Origin of the sequence: Streptomyces echinatus (assembly GCF_014203595.1) — a bacterium.
Lineage (GTDB): Bacteria > Actinomycetota > Actinomycetes > Streptomycetales > Streptomycetaceae > Streptomyces > Streptomyces echinatus.
In genome coordinates this window covers 305,695-330,218 of record NZ_JACHJK010000004.1, presented here as the reverse complement: position 1 = coordinate 330,218, position 24,524 = coordinate 305,695, and the positions used below count along the sequence as shown (strand labels likewise).

20 protein-coding genes and 1 riboswitch are annotated in these 24,524 nt (G+C 72.9%); of the genes, 10 read left to right on the top strand and 10 right to left on the bottom strand.

What is annotated here, in order from left to right; translation table 11 throughout:
- Positions 1 to 9: 9 nt before the first annotated feature.
- Positions 10 to 1,719 (top strand): DUF5691 domain-containing protein, encoded by a 1,710-nt coding sequence (locus tag FHS34_RS14065; RefSeq protein WP_225817589.1) that lies wholly within the window; start codon positions 10 to 12, stop codon positions 1,717 to 1,719.
- On the opposite strand, the gene icmB is transcribed toward FHS34_RS14065, so the two are convergent.
- On the bottom strand, positions 1,695 to 2,117 hold the full coding sequence (gene icmB, locus FHS34_RS14060) for a coenzyme B12-dependent isobutyryl CoA mutase small subunit (RefSeq protein ID WP_184964892.1): 423 nt from the start codon (positions 2,115 to 2,117) through the stop codon (positions 1,695 to 1,697). The genes FHS34_RS14065 and icmB overlap by 25 nt on opposite strands.
- 222 nt (positions 2,118 to 2,339) lie before the next feature.
- Here icmB and FHS34_RS14055 point away from each other — a divergent pair, with 222 nt between their 5' ends.
- Both FHS34_RS14055 and FHS34_RS14050 read left to right on the top strand, forming a co-directional pair.
- Positions 2,340 to 3,194, top strand: coding sequence for an esterase/lipase family protein (locus FHS34_RS14055; RefSeq protein WP_184964890.1), 855 nt, complete (start codon positions 2,340 to 2,342; stop codon positions 3,192 to 3,194).
- A gap of 286 nt (positions 3,195 to 3,480) precedes the next feature.
- A complete protein-coding gene (locus tag FHS34_RS14050; protein WP_225817590.1) occupies positions 3,481 to 5,049 on the top strand; it encodes a M23 family metallopeptidase in 1,569 nt (522 codons plus the stop codon).
- Between the two features lie 82 nt (positions 5,050 to 5,131).
- Here FHS34_RS14050 and pcrA read toward each other — a convergent pair whose 3' ends face one another.
- Complete coding sequence (gene pcrA / locus FHS34_RS14045; protein ID WP_184964886.1) at positions 5,132 to 7,612, bottom strand: DNA helicase PcrA; 2,481 nt, start codon at positions 7,610 to 7,612, stop codon at positions 5,132 to 5,134.
- Positions 7,613 to 7,874: 262 nt separating this feature from the next.
- A riboswitch (cyclic di-AMP (ydaO/yuaA leader) is annotated at positions 7,875 to 8,043 on the top strand.
- A gap of 8 nt (positions 8,044 to 8,051) precedes the next feature.
- Here pcrA and FHS34_RS42545 point away from each other — a divergent pair.
- On the top strand, positions 8,052 to 9,365 hold the full coding sequence (locus FHS34_RS42545; protein WP_225817591.1) for a C40 family peptidase: 1,314 nt from the start codon (positions 8,052 to 8,054) through the stop codon (positions 9,363 to 9,365).
- Between the two features lie 22 nt (positions 9,366 to 9,387).
- Here the strand turns inward: FHS34_RS42545 and FHS34_RS14030 are convergent, their stop codons facing one another.
- Positions 9,388 to 9,741 (bottom strand): hypothetical protein, encoded by a 354-nt coding sequence (locus tag FHS34_RS14030; RefSeq protein ID WP_184964884.1) that lies wholly within the window; start codon positions 9,739 to 9,741, stop codon positions 9,388 to 9,390.
- A 481-nt stretch (positions 9,742 to 10,222) separates the two neighbouring features.
- Between FHS34_RS14030 and FHS34_RS14025 the strand changes: the two genes are divergently transcribed.
- Positions 10,223 to 11,287, top strand: coding sequence for a C40 family peptidase (locus tag FHS34_RS14025; RefSeq protein ID WP_313149106.1), 1,065 nt, complete (start codon positions 10,223 to 10,225; stop codon positions 11,285 to 11,287).
- A gap of 125 nt (positions 11,288 to 11,412) precedes the next feature.
- On the opposite strand, the gene FHS34_RS14020 is transcribed toward FHS34_RS14025, so the two are convergent.
- Together FHS34_RS14020 and FHS34_RS14015 are read right to left on the bottom strand one after the other, a co-directional pair.
- Positions 11,413 to 12,147, bottom strand: coding sequence for a LuxR C-terminal-related transcriptional regulator (locus FHS34_RS14020; RefSeq protein ID WP_184964880.1), 735 nt, complete (start codon positions 12,145 to 12,147; stop codon positions 11,413 to 11,415).
- Positions 12,144 to 13,433 (bottom strand): ATP-binding protein, encoded by a 1,290-nt coding sequence (locus FHS34_RS14015; protein ID WP_184964878.1) that lies wholly within the window; start codon positions 13,431 to 13,433, stop codon positions 12,144 to 12,146. Before FHS34_RS14015 ends, FHS34_RS14020 begins: the two co-directional genes overlap by 4 nt.
- 221 nt (positions 13,434 to 13,654) lie before the next feature.
- Here FHS34_RS14015 and FHS34_RS14010 point away from each other — a divergent pair, with 221 nt between their 5' ends.
- Positions 13,655 to 15,226: a PspC domain-containing protein gene (locus tag FHS34_RS14010; RefSeq protein WP_184964876.1), complete on the top strand. Its 1,572-nt coding sequence runs from the start codon at positions 13,655 to 13,657 to the stop codon at positions 15,224 to 15,226.
- Complete coding sequence (locus FHS34_RS14005; RefSeq protein WP_184964874.1) at positions 15,213 to 15,428, top strand: hypothetical protein; 216 nt, start codon at positions 15,213 to 15,215, stop codon at positions 15,426 to 15,428. Before FHS34_RS14010 ends, FHS34_RS14005 begins: the two co-directional genes overlap by 14 nt.
- On the opposite strand, the gene FHS34_RS14000 is transcribed toward FHS34_RS14005, so the two are convergent.
- Both FHS34_RS14000 and FHS34_RS13995 read right to left on the bottom strand, forming a co-directional pair.
- Complete coding sequence (locus FHS34_RS14000; protein ID WP_184964872.1) at positions 15,419 to 15,943, bottom strand: DoxX family protein; 525 nt, start codon at positions 15,941 to 15,943, stop codon at positions 15,419 to 15,421. The genes FHS34_RS14005 and FHS34_RS14000 overlap by 10 nt on opposite strands.
- Positions 15,944 to 16,070: 127 nt before the next feature.
- Positions 16,071 to 17,351: a hypothetical protein gene (locus FHS34_RS13995; protein ID WP_184964870.1), complete on the bottom strand. Its 1,281-nt coding sequence runs from the start codon at positions 17,349 to 17,351 to the stop codon at positions 16,071 to 16,073.
- 197 nt (positions 17,352 to 17,548) lie between these two features.
- Between FHS34_RS13995 and FHS34_RS13990 the strand changes: the two genes are divergently transcribed.
- On the top strand, positions 17,549 to 18,436 hold the full coding sequence (locus FHS34_RS13990) for a DUF4429 domain-containing protein (protein ID WP_184964868.1): 888 nt from the start codon (positions 17,549 to 17,551) through the stop codon (positions 18,434 to 18,436).
- Between the two features lie 113 nt (positions 18,437 to 18,549).
- Here the strand turns inward: FHS34_RS13990 and FHS34_RS13985 are convergent, their stop codons facing one another.
- Complete coding sequence (locus FHS34_RS13985; RefSeq protein ID WP_184964866.1) at positions 18,550 to 19,344, bottom strand: class II aldolase/adducin family protein; 795 nt, start codon at positions 19,342 to 19,344, stop codon at positions 18,550 to 18,552.
- A 139-nt stretch (positions 19,345 to 19,483) separates the two neighbouring features.
- Here FHS34_RS13985 and FHS34_RS13980 point away from each other — a divergent pair, with 139 nt between their 5' ends.
- Positions 19,484 to 19,951 carry a pyridoxamine 5'-phosphate oxidase family protein gene (locus FHS34_RS13980; RefSeq protein WP_184964864.1) on the top strand — a complete coding sequence of 156 codons (468 nt, stop codon included), beginning with the start codon at positions 19,484 to 19,486 and terminating at the stop codon, positions 19,949 to 19,951.
- A gap of 19 nt (positions 19,952 to 19,970) precedes the next feature.
- On the opposite strand, the gene guaA is transcribed toward FHS34_RS13980, so the two are convergent.
- Positions 19,971 to 21,551 carry a glutamine-hydrolyzing GMP synthase gene (guaA, locus tag FHS34_RS13975; protein WP_184964862.1) on the bottom strand — a complete coding sequence of 527 codons (1,581 nt, stop codon included), beginning with the start codon at positions 21,549 to 21,551 and terminating at the stop codon, positions 19,971 to 19,973.
- A 280-nt stretch (positions 21,552 to 21,831) separates the two neighbouring features.
- Between guaA and FHS34_RS13970 the strand changes: the two genes are divergently transcribed.
- On the top strand, positions 21,832 to 22,107 hold the full coding sequence (locus FHS34_RS13970) for a chorismate mutase (RefSeq protein ID WP_184964859.1): 276 nt from the start codon (positions 21,832 to 21,834) through the stop codon (positions 22,105 to 22,107).
- Between the two features lie 601 nt (positions 22,108 to 22,708).
- On the opposite strand, the gene FHS34_RS13965 is transcribed toward FHS34_RS13970, so the two are convergent.
- Positions 22,709 to 24,514: a GMC oxidoreductase gene (locus FHS34_RS13965; RefSeq protein WP_184964857.1), complete on the bottom strand. Its 1,806-nt coding sequence runs from the start codon at positions 24,512 to 24,514 to the stop codon at positions 22,709 to 22,711.
- Positions 24,515 to 24,524 lie beyond the last annotated feature (10 nt).

The window sequence follows — 24,524 nt, the reverse complement described above, 5'->3', positions numbered from 1 at the left end:
GGGAACGCGATGAACGGGGCTCCGAGCGGCGGGGACAGCACGGCACCGGACAGCGCCTGGGAGGAGCTGGTCACCGCCGCGCTCCTCGGCACCGACCGGCGCGCCCCCGCGCGCCTCACGCCCGGCCGCACGGCCCCGGCCGCGCTGCTCGACGCGGCCGCCGTGATGACCGTACGGCGGCGGGCCGGGCTGCGGCCCGCGCGGGCGGCACAGCGGCCCGAACCCGCGCCCGGCGATCCCCGCCCGGCCCTCCCCGCACCGGCGGCACACCGGCTCACCACCCTGCTCGCCGACCGCTCCGGCGGCGCCGGCAGCGGCCGGCGGGGCAGCTCCCCGGATCTCATGGAGCTGCTCCCGCAGTGGCTCGCGACGGCCAACGCGCACGGATATGCGGCACCCCCGCAGGCACTGCCCGCCCTGCTGGACGCGGCCCGGGGACGGACGGACCTGCGCCCGGCGGCGCTGGCGTTCGCGGGCCCGCGCGCACTGTGGCTGGCCCGGCTGAACGCGGACTGGCGGTTCGCCCTGCGCGCGGCCCCCGGCGGCGGCGCGGCACTGCCCGACGCGGAGGAGCCGGAGGCGGTGCGCCGGCTCTGGCAGGAGGGGCTATTCGCCGAGCGGGCGGCGCTGCTGGGCGCGCTGCGCGCCCGTACGCCCGCGCTGGGGCGCGAGTTGCTGGCGTCGACGTGGGCGACGGAGCGGGCGGAGGACCGGCTGATGTTCCTCGACACGCTGCGCACGGGCCTGTCGGACGCGGACGAGTCCTTCCTGGAGCAGGCGCTGGGCGACCGCAGCCGCAACGTCCGGGCGACGGCGGCGGAACTGCTGTCGGCGCTGCCGGGTTCGGCGCTCGCCGCACGCATGGCCGTGCGGGCCACGGCGTGTGTGGCGCTGGACCGGACGGGGAACGCGCCGGCGATCACGGTGGAGGCGCCGCCGGAGTGCGACACCGGCATGGAGCGGGACGGTGTCGTGGCCACACCGCCGGCGGGCCGGGGAGAACGGTCCTGGTGGCTGGCGCAGTTGGTGGAGGCGGCACCGCTCGCCGGCTGGCGGGGGCGGCTCGGCGGGCGTACGGCCGAGGAGATCGTGGCGCTGCCGGTGGCGGACGACTGGCAGGGCGAACTGCACGCGGCCTGGTGCCGGGCGGCGGTACGGCAGCGGGACGCCGCGTGGTCGCGGGCGCTCCTCGGCCCGCCGTCGGCGCCGGAGGCGGGCGGCCCGGGCGCGGTGTCCCTGGCGGAGCGGGCGAAGCTGCTGGCCTCGCTGGAGCCGGCCGAACGGGCAGCGTGGGTGGCGGGGTTCATCGCCACGCACGGCCTGTCCGAGGCGTTCCAGCTGCTCGGGGTGTGCGCGGTGCCGTGGGCTCCGCCGCTCGGCCAGGCCGTGGTGGACGCCCTCAACATCGCCCGGGACGCGGGCAGTTACCCGTGGAGCTTCAGCGGGGTGATGGGGCTGGCGGAGCGCTGCCTGGACCCGGCGGAGGCCGTGCGCCTGGAGGCGCTGCTGGCGATACCCGACGAGCGGGAGGACTTCGCACCGGGCGCCGGGGGGTACTGGGCGGAGGCGTTCCAGCGACTGGTCACCACGCTGCGGCTGCGGGCGGCGATGACGCGGGAACTGGCACCGCCCGCACCGCCCACCGAGTCACCGCAGGCAGCCACACCACCCGCCGAGCCACCGCGGGCAGCCGCTCAGCCTCCGGACGCGGCCGGCTGACGCACGTTCTCGCGGACCCACTCCACGATCGACGTGGTCGTCGCCCCCGGGGTGAAGATCTCCGCGACGCCCTTCTCCTTCAGCGGCGGGATGTCCTCCTCCGGGATGATGCCGCCGCCGAAGACGAGGATGTCCTCGGCCTCCCGCTCCTTGAGCAGGTCGATGACCGCGGCGAAGAGCGTGTTGTGGGCACCGGAGAGGATGGACAGGCCGATCGCGTCGGCGTCCTCCTGAATGGCGGTGTCGACGACCTGCTCCGGCGTCTGGTGGAGGCCGGTGTAGATGACCTCCATGCCGGCGTCGCGCAGGGCGCGCGCGATGACCTTGGCCCCGCGATCGTGGCCGTCGAGCCCCGGCTTGGCGACCACCACGCGGATCGGACCGGCTGCCACACCCATCACTGCCTCCATCAAGCGACCACGGAAGCGATCGCTTCCGTTCATACCGACAAGTACCGCACTTTTGGCGCGTTCCGCCACCGTCGCGAAGTGAACGAACGTTATCTCCAGCATCCCGCAACCGGCAGTTTTACGGTGCGCGGCGAGGGGGAAATCACATGGTGGGACATGAGGGCACACGGGGGCCGAGTCATCCTCCGGCGTGCCGACAGGAGGTCGGCCATGAAGGTCACCGGGGTTTTGCCGCCGCTCTTTCTCCCGCTCTGCCGTCGCCTGTGGCCTGGCAGACTGGCCGGACTGTCCATGACGCTGCTGCGGGCGACCGCCCTGGAGGCGGCGATCCTGGCAGGTCACCTCCTGCTCTATCCGACCGGCCTGATCCAGGAACGGCGCTCCGCCGCCCTGCCCGACGGGGACGGAGTCGCCCGGCTGCCCGTCCACCCCGGCCCGCCGGTCGTGCTGCTGCACGGCTTCATCGACAACCGCTCGGTGTTCGTCCTGCTCCGCCGCGCCCTGGCCCAGCACGGCAATCAGCGCGTCGAGTCGCTCAACTACTCTCCGTTGACGTGTGACATACGCACCGCGGCCGAACTGCTCGGCCGGCACATCGAGGAGATCCGCGAGCGCACCGGCAGCGCCCAGGTCGACATCGTGGGCCACAGCCTCGGCGGCCTGATCGCGCGCTACTACGTCCAGTGCCTCGGCGGCGACCTCCGGGTTCGCACGCTGGTCACGCTCGGTACGCCGCACTCCGGCACCCGGGTGGCCCCGCTGGCGGACGCGCACCCGATCGTGCGGCAGATGCGGCCCGGCTCGGCGGTGATCGAGGAGCTGGCCCGGCCCGCGCCCGGCTGCCGGACCCGCTTCGTCAGCTTCTGGAGCGACCTGGACTCCCTGATGGACCCGCTGGAGACGGCCTGCCTGGAGCACCCCGACCTCGACGCCCGGAACGTCCGGGTGACGGGCATCGGTCACCTCGCCCTGCCGGTGCATCCCGCCGTGGCGGCAGGGATACGTGAGGCCCTCGACGATCCGCGCCCCGGGAACCGGTCCGCCGACGGGCTGACGGTGGCCTGAGGCCGGCCGAGCCCCGGCGCGGGCCGAGACCGAGCGCGGGACCGGGGCCGGCGAAGGGGCAGGTCCGAGGGAGCGCACAGCCCGCGCACAGCGGACACATCACGACTCGACATCGAACATTCTTCGAACGCCAGGCCAAAGTCGCGTCCGGCGTCCCCCCAAACACGGCCGAATGCCCGTTTCCGGCCCGCGCGAAACAGGCCGAAGATTGTCGCGCCCAGGTACCGCCGGGTACAGTCGCCGCACTGCTCTGGCAGCCCCTGTTGTCGAGGCGAAAGAGAAGTTGGTGAACGACCGTCACCCGTCGGGGATCATGACCACCCCGGCCCCGGCTTCCGACGCCTCCACCACGCACTACGCGCCGTACGGGGCACAGGAAGCCCACTACGACGACCTCACCACGTACGGCAGTTACGACGCCACGGGTTTTACGGACGGTTCCGGCAGCGCCACGGCCTTCCACACCGACCCGCTCTTCGGCAGCCTCCCGGGCGGCGAGCAGACCACCGGCGCGTACGACACCACGCAGTGGCAGACCGGCACCGGCCAGAACACGGCCTACGACCCGTACGCGGCCCAGCACCTCACCGCCTACGACTCCGGTGTCTACGACAGCACCGCCTGGACCGTGCCCGCGCAGGCCACCGGCAACGACGTCAGCGGCCAGTGGGACGCGGGCGCCTGGCTGCAGCCCGATCAGACCGGCACCGCCGACCCCACCCAGCACTGGGAGTGGGGCACCCAGACCTTCGACACGGGCGCGTACGACGCCACGCAGTGGAACACCGCCGGACAGACCGTGCCGGCGGACCCCGGGCAGGTTGGCGAACCGTTCGACCAGCAGACCACGGGGACCTTCGAGGTGGCCGGCGACCTCCAGGGCACCGCGACGTTCGAGGCCGTCGGCGCCTCGCAGACCACGTTCGAGCAGACCGACGACCCCCAGGCGACCGGGGCCTTCGCGCAGGTGCCGTACGAGGACACCGCCTTCGACGACCGCCCCGCCGACGAGGGCGAGCCGGACGCCACCGGTGAACTGCCCGTCGTGACCGGTCTGCTGGACGACCAGGAGGAGATCACCCCGGCACCGGCGACCCGCGCGGGCTCGCGCGGCGCGGCACGCTCCCGGCGCCGTACGCCCGCCAAGCGCTCGGCGCTGCTGACGGTCGCGGTGCCCTCGGCCTGTGTGATGGGGGTCGCGGGGATCGCCGCGGCCTCGGTCGGCGCGCTCAACGACGACTCCCAGGACACCAACACCACCGCCTCGGACGCGCAGCCGGTCAAGCCGTCGGTCGCCAACAGCAAGCTGGACAGCCAGCTCACGACCCTCTCCGCCGGCGCCGACGACTTCGCCGACCGGGCGAGCCGCACCCAGGAGCGCATCGACCTCAAGGCGCAGCAGGAACTGGAGAAGAAGAAGGCCGCCGCGGAGGCCGCGCTCAAGGAGCGGCTGCGCCCCAAGTTCGCGCTGCCGGTCGGGCAGCACGGGCTCAGCGCCTACTTCGGCCAGGCGGGCATCAACTGGATGTCGGTGCACACCGGCATCGACTTCCCGGTCTCCTACGGCACCCCGGTGATGGCCGCCACCGACGGCACCGTCACCACCAAGTGGAACAGCGCCTACGGCAACATGATGATCGTGACGGCGATGGACGGCACGGAGACCTGGTACTGCCACCTGTCCAGCTACCAGGTCGGCTACGGGACGACCGTCAAGGCCGGCGACCCCATCGCCTACTCCGGCAACTCCGGCAACTCCACCGGCCCGCACCTGCATTTCGAGGTACGGCCGGCGGGCGGGGCGGCGATAGACCCCCTGCCGTGGCTCCGCAGTCACGGACTGGACCCGACCTAGACCGGGCGCCCCCGGCAAGATCCGGAAGACAGGTCCTGGACCCTCGGGGCCCCGCTCCTGCGCGGGGCCCTTCGCCCACGGGCTACAGCTTCTCCACCGGCGCATACCGCAGCAGCAGCCGCTTCGGCTTGGTGTCGCCGAAGTCGATCGTCGCCTCGGCGTTCGCGCCCGTGCCCTTGACCGCGACGACCGTGCCGAGCCCGAACTGGTCGTGGGTGACCCGGTCCCCGACGGCCAGCCCGACCACGGGCTTCTCCGCCGTACGCCGCGTGGCGAACCCGGACGCGCCCGACGCCGAGGAGCGCGAGCGGGTCGAGGACAGCGAGGCCGCGATCCCGGACGCCGGCCCGGAGGAGTGCGGCGCCGCGGCTCCCGTCCGCTTCCACTCCACATGGGTGGGCGGGATCTCCTCCAGGAAGCGGGAGGGCGGGTTGTACGACGGCTGGCCCCAGGCGCTGCGCATCGCCGACCGCGTGAGGTAGAGCCGCTCCCGCGCGCGCGTGATGCCGACGTACGCCAGGCGCCGCTCCTCCTCCAGCTCCTTGGCCTGGCCGAGGGCACGCATGTGCGGGAAGACGCCGTCCTCCATGCCGGTCAGGAACACGACCGGGAACTCCAGGCCCTTGGCGGTGTGCAGGGTCATCAGCGTGATGACGCCGTCGCCGTCCGCCTCGTCCGGGATCTGGTCGGAGTCGGCGACCAGGGCGACCTGCTCCAGGAAGTCGGACAGCCCCACCGGCTCGCCCTCGCCGCGCTCCTGCTCGAACTCCAGGGCCACGGCCGCGAGTTCTTGGAGGTTCTCGATGCGGGTCTCGTCCTGCGGGTCGGTGGAGGCCTGCAACTCGGCCAGGTAGCCGGTGCGTTCGAGTATGGCCTCCAGCACCGTGGCCGGTCCGGCGCCGGACTCCACGATCGTGCGCAGGTCCTCCATCAGTGTGTTGAACCGCTTGACCGCGTTGGTGGAGCGCGCGGCCATGCCGTACGCCTCGTCCACCCGCTTCAGGGCCTGCGGGAAGCTGATCTTCTCGCGCTGGGCGAGCGCGTCGATCATCGCCTCCGCGCGCTCGCCGATGCCCCGCTTGGGCACGTTGAGGATGCGGCGCAGCGGCACGGAGTCCTCGGGGTTGGCGAGAACCCGCAGGTAGGCGAGGACGTCCCGGACCTCCTTGCGCTCGTAGAAGCGGACACCGCCGACGACCTTGTAGGGCAGGCCGACGCGGATGAAGATCTCTTCGAAGACACGGGACTGGGCGTTGGTGCGGTAGAAGACGGCGACGTCACCGGCCTTCGCGTGGCCCGCGTCCGTGAGGCGGTCTATCTCGTCGGCGACGAACTGGGCCTCGTCGTGCTCCGTGTCGGCGACGTAGCCGGTGATCCGGGCGCCCTGGCCGGCGTTGGTCCACAGGTTCTTCGGGCGGCGGGACTCGTTGCGCTCGATGACCGCGTTGGCGGCGGACAGGATGGTCTGCGTGGAGCGGTAGTTCTGCTCCAGCAGGATCGTCGTCGCGTTCGGGTAGTCCTCCTCGAACTGGAGGATGTTGCGGATCGTCGCGCCCCGGAAGGCGTAGATCGACTGGTCCGCGTCACCCACGACGCACAGTTCGGCGGGCGGGATGTCGTACTCGCCGGGCGGTACGTCCTCGTCGTGGCCGCCCGTCCCGACCAGCTCGCGGACGAGGGCGTACTGGGCGTGGTTCGTGTCCTGGTACTCGTCGACGAGGACGTGCCGGAAGCGGCGGCGGTAGTGCTCGGCGACGTCCGGGAAGGCCCGCAGCAGATTGACCGTCGTCATGATCAGGTCGTCGAAGTCCAGCGCGTTCGCCTCGCGCAGCCGCGACTGGTAGAGCGCGTAGGCCTGGGCGAGGGTCTTCTCGAAGCCGTCGGCGGCCTGGGCGGCGAAGTCCTCCTCGTCGATCAGCTCGTTCTTCAGGTTGCTGATCTTGGCGCTGAAGGACTTGGGCGGGAAGCGCTTGGGGTCGAGGTCCAGGTCGCGGCAGACCAGGGCCATCAGACGCTTGCTGTCGGCGGCGTCGTAGATCGAGAACGACGACGTGAAGCCGAGCTTCTTGCTCTCCCGGCGCAGGATACGCACGCACGCGCTGTGGAAGGTCATCACCCACATCGCGTTCGCGCGCGGGCCGACGAGCTGTTCGACGCGCTCCTTCATCTCGCCCGCGGCCTTGTTGGTGAAGGTGATCGCGAGGATCTGGCCCGGGTGCACGTCCCGCGCGCCGAGCAGGTGCGCGATGCGGTGGGTGAGCACGCGGGTCTTGCCGGAACCGGCGCCGGCGACGATGAGCAGCGGGGAGCCGGCGTGCACGACAGCGGCGCGCTGGTTCTCGTTCAGCCCCTGCAGGAGGGCCGCGGGGTCGAGCACGGGGCGGGGGGCACCGTCACGGTAGTAGGCGTCCCGGTCCGGCGGCACGTCGAACTTCCCGCCGAACAGGTCGTCCGGAAGCGGCTCCGGAGCGTGATCGTCCTCGGGCGGCGGCGGGTGCTCCTCCTCGCGCCCGCGAGGGGCCTGGAGGTCCGCCAGGAAGCTGTCGTCAAAGAGGCTGCTCATCGCTCTCCGAGTCTAGGGCGCCCCACCGACAACCGGTCGCCGTCCCCGGAACATGGCCCGTTTCCCGGACAGCCGGTCTCCGCCCCGGCCCGGCCCGAAAACCGCTCACCCAAAGGAAGCGCCTGGTCACGCGCGCGTGAACCTGCCCTCAGGTCACGGAAATGTATCGGACATACCTCGCACCAACCTTCACAGAAGACACACGAGTTGGCTAGGTTGCCGTCAGGCCGCACGACCCCACTCCGGCGAACGTCGCCGGGCCATGCGGCCTCCGCCGAGTCCGGCGCGCCCCGCACGGTGCCCGGAGCCGGGGACCCACCGATCCTGGGGTGAATCGGCCGACTCCCGCCCGGGACGACGCCGTAGGGCAACCCTTCCAAGCACCCGCCCGAACCCGACAGCTAACCCGGTAGGCGGAGTACGGAAGGAGTCGCCTCCCTTGGCGTCGCACCGCAAGCCGCGCCCCGGCGGAACCCAGGCGGCGGGCATTCGCACCCCCGCCCTCGCCACCGCCGCCCTCACCTCCGTGGCCGTGCTCTCCCAGACCGCCGACGCCACGGCGGCGACCGGTCACAGCAGACCGAGCCTCGAGGAGGTCGAGCGCAAGATCGACGACCTCTACCGCCGGGCGGACTCGGCGGGCGAGACGTCCGTCACCGGCCGGGAGCGGAGCGAATGGGCTCAGGAGGCCGAGCGGGCGCGGCAGGCCCAGCGGGCCGAGCGCGCTCGGGAGGCCGAGCGGGCCGAGGATTCACGTCGCCGCGCGGACAGCCTCCAGCGGCTCCGCGACGAGGTCGCCCGGCGCGCCCAGGGCCGCCTGCCCACCCAGCGGGCGGCGATCCCGGCCCAGCGCGGCCCCGGCCCGGCCGGCCCCGGCTCGGCGCCGGTCACCGCCCCGGCGGCACCCGTGAGCGACACGGGCGTCACTCCGTCGGTGCCGTCCGCTTCTCCCATGCCGCCCGTGCGGGATGCGGCCCCCGCCTCGCCCGTGCGGGACCGGGACATCACTCCATACGCACGGGACACCGGGATCACTCAGCCGGTACGGGACCGGACCGCGACTTCGTCGGCACCGGACGCGCGCCCGGCGCCGTCCCTTCGGGACGCGACGGTCACCTCAGGGGGCCAGGGCACGGCGGTCACCCCAGGGGTACAGGACACGGCGTTCACGCCGTCCCTCCGGGACACGACGGTCACTCCCCCGGTCCCGGCGGCGGGCAACGCCCCGGCCGCGCCCGGCAGCGCCGCCGAGACGTCGGCCCACGGCCTGCCGGAGACCGCCGCGAGCGGCCCGAAGGCGGCCAAGGCCAGGATGCGGATAAAGCTGGCCCACGCGCGCGTGCTGCTGGCTCAGCGGCCCGCTCAGGGCGCAGGCGCGCCGTCCGGCACGTACGCGAGCAAGGCCGGGAAGGCCATCGCCTTCGCCCGTGCCCAGGTCGGCAAGCCGTGCCTGTCGGGCACCGCCGGTCCCGGTTCCTACGACTGCTCGGGCCTCACACAGGCCGCCTGGAAGTCCGCCGGGGTCGTGCTCCCGCGCACCGCACGCGAGCAGGCCGCCGCCGGCACTCCGGTCCCGCCGGACCAGACCCGCCCCGGCGACCTGGTGTTCTTCCACGACGACGTCAGCCACGTCGGGATCTGCACCGGTGACGGGATGATGATCCACGCCCCGCGGCCGGGCGCTTACGTCCGCGAGGAATCGCTCGCCGGCGTCGGCGAGGCGGCCGTCCACAGCGTCGTACGGCCGGGCTGATCCCGGAGCGGCGCGCCGGGGATCAGGTCCACAGGACGGCGATGAAGATGTTGGCCGTGGTCAGCAGGCCGACCAGTCCGAAGAGGCCCTTGTCGATCCGCTCCTCGTCGCGCTTCACGTAGACCAGGCCGAGGATCACGATCAGCAGGGCCAGCTTCACGCCGATCTTGACGCTGTTGACGTGATGGTCGTCGGCCTGGTTGAGACCGACCAGGGCCACGCCGGTGACCAGCATGGTGATCGCGCCGTGCAGCATCCCGGGCACGAACCGGGCCGTGCCCCGGCCCATCGCCTTCATCTGGGTGAGGAAACCGCCGAGCAGCGCGGCGATACCGATGATGTGCAGGCCGACGAAGAGATGGATGAGTACGTCCATGGAGCCGGAGCCTAACCAGGAGCCGCCGGACGTCCTGCCACCGGGCCCCGCCGAGAGGCTCGGCGGGTGCTCCACGCGCGACAGCGGACCGTGACGGTGTGGCGCCGTGCCCTGGACGGCATGGGGAGGATCTTGCATATATGCGTCCCATAGCACTCCACGACTCCCGCCCGTCCCTCTTTCCGCGCTTCGGTCACCACGCTCCGTAAAGGCGACGACTCCGGCCAGTCAACTCGGTCACATACGGTCACAACCCGATCCGTCGAAGCCAGTTCCGCACACCGCGTTACCCACTCGTCACCGTCCGGCCTAGCGTCCTCCCCCAGGTGACCGGCTCCCCACCGCCGCCCGGACCGGAGGCGGCAACCGGCCACCTCCGCCGAGAAAGGCCCGGCGGCGGCCCGCTTCCCCTGTGCGGGCCGCCGCGGGGCGTACTGACCGCTCGGTCGTACGAGTCGTTCGGAAGGACGTGACGGTCCAGGTGGCAGCGCACCGCAAGCCCCCGCAACGCCCGCTCAGCGGCCATACGGCCCGGACGGCCGCCACGCTCGCCCTGGCGGGCGCGGCCGCCGCGACCGGCCTCGACGGGACGGCACAGGCCGAGCCCCAGCTGACGCCGGCGCAGGTGCAGGCCAAGGTGGACACCTTGTACCGGGAGGCCGAGGCCGCCACCGAGCACTACAACGGCGCGAAGGAGAAGGCGGACACGTCCCAGCGGCGGCTCACCGGGCTTCAGGACGAGGCCGCCCGCAGACAGGAGAGGCTCAACTCCGCCCGGGACGCCCTGGGTTCGATGGCGGCGGCGCAGTACCGGGACGGCGGCATCGACCCGGCCTGGCAACTGGCCCTCTCCAGCGACCCCGACCGGTACCTGGACGGCGCCGCGTTCGCCGAGCGGGCCGGCGACCGCCAGGCCGCCGCGGTGTCAGGGGTGCGCCGGCAACTGCGGGAGATCGAGCAGTTGCGCGGCGCCGCACGCATCGAGCTGAAGTCGCTGCGCTCCCGGCAGGCCGAGCTGAGACGGCAGAAGAGGGCCGTCACCGGCAAGCTCGACGAGGCCCGGCGGCTGCTGGCACGGCTGACCCCGCGGCAGCGCACCGAAGTCACCGGCGCCGGCGGCACGAGCACCCGCGCCTCCCGGTCGGCGGGGGATCCGCGGGAGCCGCTGGAGCGGGCCGGGTCCGTCCCGGCTCCCACCGGGCGGGCGGCGGCTGCCGTCGCCTACGCCTACGGCAAGCTCGGCAGCCCCTATGTATGGGGCGCCACCGGCCCGAACGCCTTCGACTGCTCGGGTCTGGCCCAGGCCGCCTACCGCGCCGCCGGCATCTCCCTGCCCCGCACCACATACGCCCAGATCAACGCGGGCCGACGGGTCTCGCGCTCCGAACTCCAGCCCGGTGACCTGGTGTTCTTCTACTCCGGGATCAGCCACGTCGGCATCTACGTGGGCGGCGGCCAGATGATCCACGCCCCGAACCCGTCGGCTCCGGTCCGCCTGGCCCCGATCGACCAGATGCCGTTCGCGGGAGCGACGCGGGTGGCGTGAGGGCCGTGAGGCCGGAGGCCGGGGGCCGGAGGGGGGCGTGGGGCCGGGGGTGGCGTGGGGCCGGGGCGGCGGGCGGAGGCCGGTGGGCGCCGGGGCGCCGGCGGACCGGCGAGAGCCCGCGGTGGTCAGACCAGCCGGCGTGCGGTCGCCCAGCGGGTCAGCTCGTGCCGGTTGGACAGCTGGAGCTTGCGCAGGACCGCCGAGACATGGGACTCGACCGTCTTCACCGAGATGAACAGCTGCTTGGCGATCTCCTTGTAGGCGTAGCCGCGGGCGATCAGCCGCAGCACCTCGCGTTCCCGCTGGGTGAGGCGGTCCAGGTCCTCGTCCACCGGCGGGGCGTCGGTGGAGGCGAAGGCGTCCAGGACGAACCCGGCCAGCCGCGGGGAGAAGACGGCGTCGCCCTCCTGGACGCGGAAGATCGAGTCGACCAGGTCGGTGCCGGTGATGGTCTTGGTGACATAGCCGCGGGCACCGCCGCGGATCACCCCGATCACGTCCTCCGCCGCGTCCGACACGGACAGCGCGAGGAAGCGGACGGGCCGCTCGGCGTCCGCCGTCAACGCCGCGCACCGGCGCAGCACTTCGACCCCGCCGCCGCCCGGCAGGTGGACGTCGAGCAGGACCACCTCCGGCCGCGTGGCGGTGATGACCGAGACCGCCTGGTCGACGTCCGCGGCCTCGCCGACCACCTCGACCCCGGTCTCGGCGGTCTGGCCGATCTCGGCCTGGACGCCGGTGCGGAACATCCGGTGGTCGTCGACCAGCACCACCCGCACGTGCCGCCCGCCCGCGCCGGCGTCGGGCCGGCCGGACTCGGCCGCCTCCGCCGTGCCGTTCGCCTCGGTCGCGTCGCTCATGACGTCTTCTCCGCCCTCTCCATCTCCAGCTCGACCTCCGTGCCGCCGCCCGGCACCGCCCGCAGCCGGGCCGTACCGCCGTTGCGCTCCATGCGGCCGATGATCGATTCTCTAACGCCCATGCGGTCGGCGGGTATCGCGTCGAGGTCGAAGCCGGGGCCGCGGTCCCTGACGGACACGAAGACCGTCTTTCCCTCGACTTCGGCGTAGACCTGTACGGCACCGCCCTCGCCACCGTACTTGGCGGCGTTCACCATCGCCTCGCGCGCGGCCTGCATCTGCGCCGCGGTCTTCTCGTCCAGCGGGCAGTCGCCGACGATCACGACCTCGATGGGCACACCGTGCTTGTCCTCCACCTCGGCGGCGTTGCGCCGCACCGCCTCGGCGACCGTGTCCGGCTCGTCGGCCTCGTCCTTGCCCGTGCCCTCCGGCTTGTACAGCCAGGTGCGCAGGTCGCGCTCCTGGGCGCGGGCGAGGCGGCGCACCTCGCCGGCGTTGTCGGCATTGCGCTGGATCAGGGTGAGGGTGTGCAGCACGGAGTCGTGGACGTGGGCGGCGACCTCGGCGCGCTCCTGGGCGCGGATGCGCATCAGGCGCTCCTCGGACAGGTCCTGGGTCATGCGGACCAGGTAGGGGCCCGCGAGCAGGGTGATGCCGACGATGACGACGAGCGCTGCCTGCAGAACCGCCCCCAGGTGGGCGGCCGAGCCCTGCAGGACGAAGATGGCCGAGACTCCGGCCGTGACGAGCAGGACGCCGCCGGCCGCGCGGAGCAGGGTGAGGGTGCGGCGCTGGCGGCCGGCCTCGACCCAGCGGGCCCGGCGGGCGTTGTCCGCCTGACGCCAGACGAGGGCGACACCGGCCGCGACGAGCACGGCGGGCACCAGATACGCCTTGGCCGCGCTGCCCAGGTTGACGCTGCCCACGAAGACCATGGAGACGACGACCATGAGGAGCAGGGCGACGATCTGCCCCCGGTCCGGCTTGCGGGCCACCAGTCTGCGGCGGCCGTCCGGCGAGGTCTCCGTGCCCACCAGCGCCGGCTTCTGGTCGCCGACGCCGCCGACGCCGAGCGGGACGAAGAACCAGAACGCGGCGTACAGCAGCGCTCCGAGCCCGTCGGCCATGAACAGGCCGACGAAGACGAGCCGCACCCAGACGACGGGCAGCCCGAGATGCCCGGCGAGGCCCCGCGCCACTCCGCCGAGCCAGCGTCCGTCGCTGCTGCGGTAGAGCTTGCGCGGTGGCCGCGGGTCGTCGAGTGGCAGGCTTGCGGCTTCCGGCATGCCAACGATGGTCACACGGGCGGCGGGGCGGAGCATCAGGGTAGGCCCCGGAGACGCCCCTGATCTTCCGCCGGGGCCGGTCCGGGTGGACGGCGGATGCGGTCCGCCGCGGCGGTCCGGGCCGGTCGAACGCCTCCCCGCCCCGTCTCGGGGCCGATTTCAGGGTCGGGCCAGGGTCGTCCCGACTGCCGCGGCGGCGGACGGGCCGTCACCATGGACGCATGACGGATCACGAGCACGCCGCGACGGGTCCGGGACCCGGCCCCGGCCCGCGCCCGGCCCCGGGCACCGGGCCGACGGATGCCGCGCCCGCCGCGACGGGGAATCCAGGAGCGGCCGGGACCGGCACCGGCGCCCACACCGACGGCACCACAGGCACACACACCGACGACAGCGCCCCCGCCGGCAGCGGCACAGGCCACGGCGACCGGGGACCCCACGCCGAGGCCGGCCCGCGCCCCGGCTCCCGGGCCGGCGTCCGCTCCTCGGCGGACGGTCCGGAGCAGCGGGAGGACGCCGGGCATCCCGACCGGTTCCGGCGCGACCGGCGGCACAAGATGATCGCGGGCGTGTGCGCGGGACTCGGGCGGCATACCGAGATGGACCCGGTGATCTTCCGGATCACGCTGGCCGTGCTGTCCGCGACCGGCGGCCTGGGCCTGATCTTCTACGGCTTCGCCTGGCTCCTGGTGCCCTACGAGGACGAGGAGGAGAACGAGGTCCGCAAGCTCTTCACGGGCCGGGTCGACGGCCAGGCACTGGCCGCCGTGCTGTTCGCGCTGGTCGGCTGCGGAATCTTCCTGACGATGCTGAGAAACGGCGGGGTGCTGGCCTTCGCCACGGTGCTCTCGCTGCTGCTCGCGGGCGCGGGGTACTGGTCGCGGCGCCGTGGCGCCCCCGACCCCGACCCGCTGGCCGCGCAGGCCGCCGCCGACGCGCCGCCGGAGGCCCAGGCCCCCCCGGTCGTCACCGTCTACCCCTCCTGGTGGCGGGACCCGATCGTCAAGGACGGCACCCATGTCGGCGGCACCGGCTACCTGTGGGGGCCCGGCGACGCCCGTGACCGGGACCTCGCCTCGGTCGTGGACGTCGGCATCCCCGCCCCCTGGACGCACCAGGGGGCGATACAGCCGCCGCGGGCCGCGCCCCCGAGACCGCGCGGCCCGCGCTGGATCGGCGGCTGGGTGTTCCTGCTCGCCCTGCTGGCGGGCGGCCTGGGCACCGGGCTCGGCTGGCACACCCACCCGCTGGGCACCAGCCTGCAGACCGGTCTCGCGTGCGCGCTGGCGGTGTTCGGGCTGGGTATCGCGCTCAGCGCGTTCCTGGGCCGGACCGGCGCCGGGACGGTGTTCCTGGCGGTGGTCACCGCCGGCCTGCTCGCCGGGGCGGCGGCCCTGCCCCGGGACATCACCACCGACTGGCGGAAGGCGTCCTGGAGACCGGCCGCGGCGGCCCAGGTGCGGCCCGGGTACGAGCTCGGCACGGGGCGGGGCACCCTGGACCTGAGCCGGGTGCGGCCGGCCCGGGGCCGGACGGTCGCCACGGACGCGCGGATCGGTGCGGGGCAGCTGAAGGTGATCGTGCCGGCGGACGTCACCGTACGGATGGACATCGAGGTGGGGGTGGGCGACATCCGGTTGCCCGGGGACCGTGGAAAGGACGTGGACGTGAAGCCCGCCCAGCACAAGGACGTGACGCTGGCGCCGGCCGAGGGGGCCCGGAGGGCCGGCACGCTGGACCTCACGCTCGGCGTCGGTGTGGGACAGGTGGAGGTCAGCCGTGCTGCGTCATGAGTTCCAGCCCGGGAAGCTGGTCGCCGGGCTCTTCCTCACCGTCACCGCCGCGGCGTTCGCGGGGGACGCGGCCGGTCTGTGGGACACCCCCTGGTTCGTGGTCGTCCCGCTGGTCGTGGGCGGCCTCTGCCTCGCCGGCGCCACGGCCGCGCTCACCCGGGGGATACGCAGACGGGGCGGCGCCGAGGGCGGTCAGCGGTAGCCGCCGGGCCGTCGGCGGGCCCGCCAGGCCGCGTCCAGCGAGAGATAGGGGGTGCCGGCGAGGACCAGGGGGAGCCAGGCCATCAGGTAGGCGAGGTCGTTGCCGTAGTAGTAGGGCGTGGTCGCCCAGCTCACCGTCAGCCAGAGGCTGAGCGAGATCAGCGCGCCGCCGAGCGCGGCCAGCCGGCCGAGCAGACCGACCAGGATGCCGAGCCCGACGGCCAGCTCGCCGAGGGCGATGGCGTAGCCGAAGCCGACCGGGCTCTTCAGGGCCAGGTCGACCAGGGCCGGGATCGCGGCGGAGTCGCGGGCGGCGCGCATGGTGTCGCCGATCGATCCGGCGCCGCCGGCCTGCATGAAGGCGCTGTCGGTGAGCTTGTCCAGGCCGGCGTAGACGAAGGTGACGCCCAGGAAGACGCGCAGCGGCAGCAGGGCGTAGTGGGCGGCGGTGTCCCGCCAGCCGCGCGGGCTGTCCAGCCGCATCGTGTGCGTGTCCGTCCGCATGCCGTGAGTCATCGCTGTCAGCCGCCTTTCGCCCGCGTGCCACCCCTCCTCTGACGATACGTATGACGAAGGGAGCCGGTTCAATCCTGTCCCGGATGATTTTCCGGATTTCGGGCGTCCGAGTCCGCCTCCCCGGAGGTCACTCCGTCACATGGAGCGGGTAGCGGTTGGTCGCCACGCCGGCCGCGGTCACCACCTGGACGTCCACCGCACCGGGCTCCACGTCCGCGGGTACGGGCACGGTCAGGGCGTTGTCGGTGGGGTTGCGGAAGCCGCCCGTGACGGGGACCAGGGGGACGTGGACGTCGACCGTGCCGATGCGGACGACCGTCCGGGAGAGCCGGTCGGCGGTCTGCGCGCCCGGTGGGACGAATCCGGTGCCGCGGATCTCGATGTCGTCGCCGGTGCGGACCGGCCCGTCGAGGTCGCCGGGCTCGCGGGCGCGGACCACCGAGAGGATCACCGGCCGGCCGCCCTCGGTGTACTTGCCGGCCAGATAGGTCGCCGCCGAGATCAGCACGACCACGCCCAGGCCCCAGGGCAGGTCGGGCAGCCGGTCGGGGCGGCGGGCCAGCCGTACGGCGGCGAACAGCAGGGCCACGGCGCTGATGGCGACGTACTGGATGTCGGCGAAGGCGCCTCGGCCGGAGTCGTCGGTGAGGAGGTCGGCGGCGCGCGGGCGGTGCGCCGGCACCTTCTGCAGCCGCTGGGCGAGGATGCGCACGCCCACCACCCGGCGGACCAGGACGGCGATGCCGCACACCACGGCGAGGACGGTCACCACTCCCGCGCCGCGCGCCAGATCGAGGCCGGAGATCAGGGCGTCGCGCTCGGCGTGGTCGGAGGCGGCGGCCAGGCGGGCGGCCAGCAGCAGGACCGCGTAACCGACGAACAGCACCCAGCAGGCGGCAACGGTACGGGAGGTGGAGATGCGGTTGTCCTCGCCGATCACCGGCGCGAGCGCTCCGCCGCGCGCCCGGTGGAGGAAACAGGCGGCGGTCAGCGCACCGGCGACGGCGAGCGCGGCGAGCAGGGCCGCGGTGCGGGCGCCGGTCCAGCCCGCGCCGATCGCGGTGAGCGCCTCGGCCAGCAGCAGCACGGTGACGGCGCCCCACACCGCGCAGACCGTCCGCAGCCACAGCCGGGCGAGCCGGACCGCGCCCTCGGCCCGGCCCTGTTCGGCGACGGCCTCGGCCCGCTGGGTCAGTTCCTCGGACACCCACTGGCGGGACGCCGAGGCCGAGTGCGCCACGGCCGTCGGCAGCCCGCGTCCGGCGGCGAACTCGTCGCGCCGGCGCAGGAACGCGGCGACGGCACGCCGGTGTCCCTCCCGGGCGCCGTGCGGACAGTCCCCGCAGGTGCAGCCACCGTCGTGGACGCCGTCGGCACCCGTGTCCCCTCTCGCCTCCTGCACCGCCACGCCCGACGCCCGCCTTCCCCACGACCTGCCGACCCTGCCGACCCTGACTCAGGCACTCGCGGCGTTCGCGACGGCCCGGCAACTCCCATGTGCTGGGAGCGAATTGTGCCCTACCTCGGGCCCTTGGGGGCGGTCGGCAGGGGTCACTGCGGGTGAAGCCGGATCCGCCGTGTTGACCCGGCTGCGAGAATCTCGGTATGGCCGAGATCATCCAGCGGGACGGGACCTGGGCCTTCGACGGCAGCACGGTCCGGATCGCTCCGGGACCGCACCGCTCCGTGCCGCTGTTCCGGCAGACGTACGGGGAGATCGCCGTACCTCTGGAGGCGGTCGCGGGTGTCGTCTACGAGCCGGAACGCAGGCGCGGGCGGCTGCGGATGCGGCTGCGCGAGGGCGCCGATCCGCTGCTCCAGGCCACCGGCGGCCGGCTGCCGGAGTCGGCGGACCCCTACCGGCTGGCGGTGGACGCGGACCGTTCGGGGGTCGCGGAGTACATCGCCGAGGAGATCCGGCACGCACTGCTGCTCGACCAGGTGCCCCGGGAGCCGACGGCCGGCTATCTGCTCCCGGGACCGCCGGTGCCGGTGTCGGTGCGGTCCTCCGACGGCACGGTCTCCTTCGACGGCGGCCAGGTGCGCATCGACTGGGCCGACACCGCCGACCGGGTCAAGCGCGCGACCGGCCCGCGGGTCATCGCCCTCGGGGATCTGGTGCAGGTGGAGTGGCTGCCCAATTCCGGGTACGAGGACGGCTTCCTGCGGTTCGTGACCCGGGAGACGGGGTTCTCCAAGCTGCCGCCCGAGCGGGACCCGTACGCCCTGGACTTGTGGGGCAGTGTGCGGCGGGATCTGCTGACCGCGCTGGTCGCGGCGGCCGTCACCGCCCGGCTGCCGCACCCCTCCACCCGTACGGAGGACGCGTCCGCCGGCCGGCGTCCGGCGACCGCCGCCTTCCCGGCACAGGACGGCCACCACGACGTGCTGCTGCGCCGCTTGCGGGAGTTGGGCGAGCTGCACCGGGACGGGGTGCTCACGGACGAGGAGTTCACCATGACCAAGACGGTCATACTCCGGGGCTTCGCCTGACCGGCGGCGTGGTCCGGACGGCGGCTCCGGCTCACGCCAGGGTCGTGGTCCGGACGGCGGCTCCGGCCGGCAGCTGCGGCTCCGGCCGGCCGGGGAGGTGGCCGGTGGCGGTCTCAGCTCAGCAGGTCCGGTTCGCTGTGGCTGATGTCCGTCCAGAGCGGCTGGTAGTTGATCCAGGCCACGAGGTCGCCGCCGAGCTGTTCGCGGGTGGCGACGGCCGCCTTGTGGTCGATGAGCACCGGCCGGCCCGCCGCCTTCGCCAGCAGCTGCACCTGGCAGGAGCGGTCCAGGGACAGGAACCACCAGGCGGCCGCGTCCACCGAGTCCCCGACGGTGAGCAGGCCGTGGTTGCGCAGCACGAGTGCCTTGCAAGAGCCCAGCGCGGCGGCTATCCGGCGGCCCTCCTCGGCGTCGACGGTGACACCGGTGTAGGCGTCGTAGAGGGCGAGGTCCTCGTAGAAGGCGCAGCTCTCCTGGGTGATGGGGTCGATGAGGTCACCGAGGGCGGCGAGGGCGCGGCCGTGCACGGAGTGGCAGTGGGCGACGGCGACGACGTCGGGGCGGGCGGCGTGCACCTGGGCGTGCACGGTGAAGGCGGCCTGGTTGACGTGGTAGCGGCCCTCGACGACCTGCCCGTCCTGGTTGACGAGGACGAGGTCGTCGACGGTGACGCGCTTGAAGGGCATCCCGAACGGATTGACCCAGAAGCAGTCGGTGAACTCCGGGTCCCGGGCCGTGATGTGCCCGGACACCCCGTCCTCGAATCCCGCCCGCCCGAAGATCCGCAGGGCGCCGGCGAGCCGCTCCTTGCGGTGCCGGCGCTCGTCCTCGGCCGACTCGTGCATCGGCGGCATGGCGAACTTCAGCCGGTCGGTGGGCAGCGGCAGGGGCGGGGTGGGCCCGTGCATAGATCCTCCCGTCCTGGGATTGAGGTACGCGCCGGAAGGTACCTCCGGGCGGCGCAAAAAGGCAGAGCCGGTTTGTAAAGATGCCGTACGCAGCGCATACCCGACAGAAGGTGTCGGGTTTCCAGGGGATGCTGGCCGAATGAACTGGACAGCATTCAGCAGCGCCGAGCCCGAGCTGGCGAGGACCGCCGAGGAGCGCTTCGGTACCCACCGGCACCATGTCCTCGCGACCCTGCGCGCGGACGGCTCGCCCCGCACCTCCGGCCTGGAGGTGCGCTTCCAGGGCGGGGAGCTGTGGCTCGGCATGATGCCGGGCTCCCTCAAGGCGCTCGACCTGCGCCGCGACCCGCGCTTCACGCTCCAGGTCAATCCCGGTGACGGGACGGACATGGGCGGTGGTGACATCCGGATCAGCGGGCGGGCGTGCGAGGTCGGGGAGGGCACGGCCAAGGCCGCGTACGTGAAAGAGGTGGAACCGCCGCAGCCGTTCCACCTCTTTCGCACCGAGCTGACGGAGGTCGTGCGGACCTACGTCGAGGACGACCGGTATCTGGTCGTCCAGGTCTGGAAGCCCGGAGAGCCGGTGCGCACTCTCAGGCGGACGTGACCTGCGTCCGTGGGGAGGACTACTCCCACTCGATGGTGCCCGGCGGCTTCGACGTCACGTCGAGCACGACCCGGTTGACGTCCCGGACCTCGTTGGTGATCCGGGTCGAGATGCGGGCGAGGACGTCGTACGGCAGCCGGGACCAGTCGGCGGTCATGGCGTCCTCGGAGGACACGGGGCGCAGCACGATCGGGTGACCGTAGGTGCGGCCGTCGCCCTGGACGCCCACGGAGCGGACGTCGGCGAGCAGGACCACCGGGCACTGCCAGATGTCGCGGTCCAGGCCGGCCGCGGTCAGCTCCTCGCGGGCGATGGCGTCGGCCTCGCGGAGGAGGTCGAGACGCTCCTTCGTCACCTCGCCGACGATCCGGATGCCCAGACCCGGGCCGGGGAACGGCTGGCGCTGGACGATCTCCTCCGGCAGGCCCAGCTCCTGGCCGACCATGCGGACCTCGTCCTTGAACAGCTTGCGCAGCGGCTCGATCAGCTTGAACTCGAGGTCCTCGGGCAGGCCGCCGACGTTGTGGTGCGACTTGATGTTCGCGGTGCCGGTGCCGCCGCCGGACTCGACGACGTCCGGGTAGAGGGTGCCCTGGACCAGGAACTCCACGGCCGGGCCCTCGTCGGCGATGATCTCGGCCTGCGCCTGCTCGAAGACGCGGATGAACTCACGGCCGATGATCTTGCGCTTCTCCTCGGGGTCCGAGACGCCCTTGAGGGCGTCGAGGAAGCGCTGCTCGGCGTCGACGACCTTCAGCTGCACGCCGGTGGCCGCGACGAAGTCCTTCTCGACCTGCTCGGTCTCGCCCTTGCGCATCAGGCCGTGGTCGACGTACACGCAGGTCAGCTGCGAGCCGATGGCCTTCTGGACGAGGGCGGCGGCGACGGCGGAGTCCACGCCGCCGGACAGACCGCAGATCGCGCGCTTGTCGCCGACCAGCTCGCGGATGGCCTCGACCTGCTCCTCGATCACGTTGCCCGTGGTCCAGTCGGGCTGCAGGCCGGCACCGCGGTACAGGAAGTGCTCCAGCACCTGCTGGCCGTGCGTGGAGTGCATGACCTCGGGGTGGTACTGGACGCCGTAGAGCTTCTTGTCGTCGTTCTCGAACGCGGCGACCGGGACGACGTCCGTGGACGCGGTGACCGTGAAACCCTCGGGGGCGGCGGAGCAGGCGTCACCGTGGGACATCCACACGTGCTGCTCGTCCGGGGTGCCCTCGAAGAGGGTGGAGGAGTTCCGGGAGACGTGCAGGTCGGTGCGGCCGTACTCGCGCGCCCCGGTGTTGTCGACGGTGCCGCCGAGGACCTGCGCCATCAGCTGGAAGCCGTAGCACATGCCGAAGACGGGGACGCCCGCCTCGAACAGCGCGCCGTCCAGGCGGGGGGCGCCCTCCTCGTACACGGACGAGGGGCCGCCGGAGAGGATGATCGCCGCGGGGTTCTTGGCGAGCATCTCCTCCACCGGCATGGTGCTCGGCACGATCTCGCTGTAGACCCGCGCCTCGCGGACGCGACGGGCGATGAGCTGGGCGTACTGCGCGCCGAAGTCGACGACCAGGACGGTGTCGGTGCTGGCGCCAGTGGGAGTCGCTGATGACACGGGGTGCCTTCTGGTGGTCGGGCGGGGGTCTGTGCTACCGAGTCTAACGGGCGGGAGGCAGGCCTTCCCCTGTGCGGGCCGTGGCATACTGGCCGCATGCTTCAGCACACGACCTTCGTCTTTACCTATGGCATCCGGCCCGCCGGCTGCCATGGTCGTGCTGCTTGAGCGAACGCCAAGCGACTTCCCAGGCGCCCCGGGCCGACAAGGCCCGGGGCGCCTGTCGTTTTCCGGGTTCTGTCGGTCCAGGGCCTCCGCCTTCCCGACCGAGGAGCCCGACGTGACCACCACCACCGCGGATACGACCGCCACCCCGGAAGCGACCATCGCCGACGCCCGGGAACGCATCGACACGCTCGACGACCGGATCATCGGTCTCATCCAGGAGCGGATGGCGGTCTCCGCCGTCGTCCAGCAGACCCGTATCGCCTCCGGCGGCCGGCGGGTGCACCTCTCCCGCGAGATGGAGATCCTCGGCCGCTACCGGGACGCGCTCGGCAAGCCCGGCACCGGCCTCGCCATGACCCTGCTGGAGCTGTGCCGGGGTCGCATCTGAGTTCGGTCCCGCTCTCACCCGTACGGCGCGTGACCGGCCCGCGCACCGCTTCGTTGAGGGGGGTGTCCGTGCCAGCCAGGGGCGGGCCCGACAGAACCACGCGTGGCTCGCTGGGGCGATGAGGCGTACGGGTCGTGCCGTGCGCCGTGGGACCTCGCTCCAGAAAAGTGACCGGACGGCAGGGGACAGCAGCCCGGTCATTTCAAGAGAACGGCCGGCTCCGGGGACGCCCGGGGCCGGCCGGCGGAAAACTGCAGACAGGCCACAGGGCACAGGAACAAGCGGCGCAACCCCCCGGCGCCGCTCCCCGGCACCGGCGCTGCCCTGACGCCGGTGCTGACCGGAAGAAGGGCCCCGCGGTCTCTCCGTCCCGCGGGGCCCTTCGTCATGCCCTGGGCCGGACAGGCACCCCGTGACGTGACTCACGTCACAGCAAAATTCCCGGGTATCCGGAGCAACCCTTCTCGCTTTTCGCCGATCAAACCTGCCGGATCAAGAAACGGCGAGAGGGACCTGCCTTCGGAGGGGGATGCAGGTCCCTCTGTGCCGTTCCGGACACTGCTTCCGTGCCGTTCCGGTCACTGCTTCCGTGCCGTTCCGGTCACTTCTTCGGCGGTACCGCCGGCATCCCCAGGAACGGCAGCCGCAGCGCGCCGAACGCGTCCGCCGGGACCACCGGGGCCTGCGGCTCCACCGGCTTCAGCCGCTCGTACACCGCTTCCGGTGCCGGGCGCGGGTCCTCCTCGCCCTTGTTCGGCCAGAACGACATCGCCCGCTCGGCCTGCGCGGTGATCGTGAGCGAGGGATTGACGCCCAGGTTCGCCGAGACCGCGGCGCCGTCCACGACCGAGATGCCGGGGTGGCCGTAGAGCCGGTGGTACGGGTCGATGACGCCCGTCTCCGGGGTGTCGCCGATGGGGCAGCCGCCCAGGAAGTGCGCGGTGAGCGGGGTGCCCATCAGCTCTCCGACGTTGCTGCCGGCGAAGCCGTTGATCTCGGCGGCGAGCGCCGAGGCGGCCTCGGTCGCGGCCTTGATCTGCTTCGGGTTCGGCGAGCCGTGTCCCTGCCGGGCGGTGAGCAGGCCCTTGCCGACGCCGCCGGGCTTCAGGTACGTCGTCAGCGAGTTGTCCAGGGACTGCATGACCAGGCCGATGATGGTCCGCTCCGACCAGCGCCGGTTGGACAGCGAGCGGGCGACCAGCACGGGGTGCCGGGCCGCGTTCGCCAGCCAGGCGAGCACCCGCGAGGAGCCCTCCGCGTACGGCACCTGGAGGATCGACAGGCCACCCATGGCGTTGGAGCCCTTGCCGTAGCGGACCGGCTCGATGTGGGTGCTCTCGTCGGGGTGGATCGAGGACGTGATGGCGACGCCCCGCGTGAAGTCGGCCCTCGGCTCGCCGGTCGCCCTGCGGTAGCGGCGGTTGTCGGTCTGCGCGCCGACCAGCGCCTCGGAGTTGGTGCGGGTCAGATCGCCCAGCCGGCCGGACAGGTACGGCAGCCGGCCGCTCGCCTTCATGCGGTGCAACAGGGTCTGGGTGCCGTAGGTGCCGGCCGCGAGGACGATCCTGCGGGCGGTGAAGAGCCGGCCCGCGCCCTTCTTCTTCCGGTCGGTCGGCAGGGTCGCCACCGCGAAGCCGCCCCGCGAGTCGTCCGTGACGGACACGACCGTCGTCATGGGGTGGACGACCGCGCCCGCCTTCTCCGCCAGGTAGAGGTAGTTCTCGTTGAGGGTGTTCTTCGCGCCGTGCCGGCAGCCGGTCATGCACTCGCCGCACTCGGTGCAGGCCTTCCGGTCGGGCCCCGCCCCGCCGAAGTACGGGTCGTCCACCTGCTCGCCGGGCCGGACCTTCACCGTGCCGTCGGCGTCCTTGCCGTCGCCGAAGAAGACGCCCACCGGGGCGAGGTGGAAGGTGTCGCCGACGCCCATCCGCCCGGCCGCCGCCTTCAGGTGGACGTCGGACGGGGTCATGGTGGGGTTGAGCCGTACCCCGAGCATGCGCCGGGCCTGGTCGTAGTACGGCTTCAGCTCCTCCTGCCAGTCGGTGATGTGCCGCCACTGGGGGTCGTCGAAGAAGGCCTTGGGCGGTACGTAGAGGGTGTTGGCGTAGTTCAGCGAGCCGCCGCCGACTCCCGCGCCGGCCAGCACCATCACATTGCCCAGCAGGTGGATGCGCTGGATGCCGTACATGCCGAGCTTCGGGGCCCAGAGGTAGTTCCGGAGGTCCCAGGAGTTCTTCGGCAGGGCGTCACGGGTGAAGCGGCGGCCGGCCTCCAGGACGCCCACCCTGTACCCCTTCTCGGTCAGGCGCAGGGCCGTGACCGAGCCGCCGAACCCCGATCCGACCACGATGACGTCGTAGTCGTACCCGTCCTCGTCCCGGGTCTGGACAGACTTCTCCTGCGACACGTGCTCTCCT

What these genes read in the sequence shown, in the direction of transcription:
- FHS34_RS14065 (WP_225817589.1), top strand. Translation starts at nt 10, where the DNA reads ATGAACGGGGCTCCGAGCGGCGGGGACAGCACGGCACCGGACAGCGCC.
- icmB (WP_184964892.1), bottom strand. Translation starts at nt 2,117, where the DNA reads ATGGGTGTGGCAGCCGGTCCGATCCGCGTGGTGGTCGCCAAGCCGGGG.
- FHS34_RS14055 (WP_184964890.1), top strand. Translation starts at nt 2,340, where the DNA reads ATGAAGGTCACCGGGGTTTTGCCGCCGCTCTTTCTCCCGCTCTGCCGT.
- pcrA (WP_184964886.1), bottom strand. Translation starts at nt 7,612, where the DNA reads ATGAGCAGCCTCTTTGACGACAGCTTCCTGGCGGACCTCCAGGCCCCT.
- FHS34_RS14030 (WP_184964884.1), bottom strand. Translation starts at nt 9,741, where the DNA reads ATGGACGTACTCATCCATCTCTTCGTCGGCCTGCACATCATCGGTATC.
- FHS34_RS14020 (WP_184964880.1), bottom strand. Translation starts at nt 12,147, where the DNA reads ATGAGCGACGCGACCGAGGCGAACGGCACGGCGGAGGCGGCCGAGTCC.
- FHS34_RS14015 (WP_184964878.1), bottom strand. Translation starts at nt 13,433, where the DNA reads ATGCCGGAAGCCGCAAGCCTGCCACTCGACGACCCGCGGCCACCGCGC.
- FHS34_RS14010 (WP_184964876.1), top strand. Translation starts at nt 13,655, where the DNA reads ATGACGGATCACGAGCACGCCGCGACGGGTCCGGGACCCGGCCCCGGC.
- FHS34_RS14000 (WP_184964872.1), bottom strand. Translation starts at nt 15,943, where the DNA reads ATGACTCACGGCATGCGGACGGACACGCACACGATGCGGCTGGACAGC.
- FHS34_RS13990 (WP_184964868.1), top strand. Translation starts at nt 17,549, where the DNA reads ATGGCCGAGATCATCCAGCGGGACGGGACCTGGGCCTTCGACGGCAGC.
- FHS34_RS13985 (WP_184964866.1), bottom strand. Translation starts at nt 19,344, where the DNA reads ATGCACGGGCCCACCCCGCCCCTGCCGCTGCCCACCGACCGGCTGAAG.
- FHS34_RS13980 (WP_184964864.1), top strand. Translation starts at nt 19,484, where the DNA reads ATGAACTGGACAGCATTCAGCAGCGCCGAGCCCGAGCTGGCGAGGACC.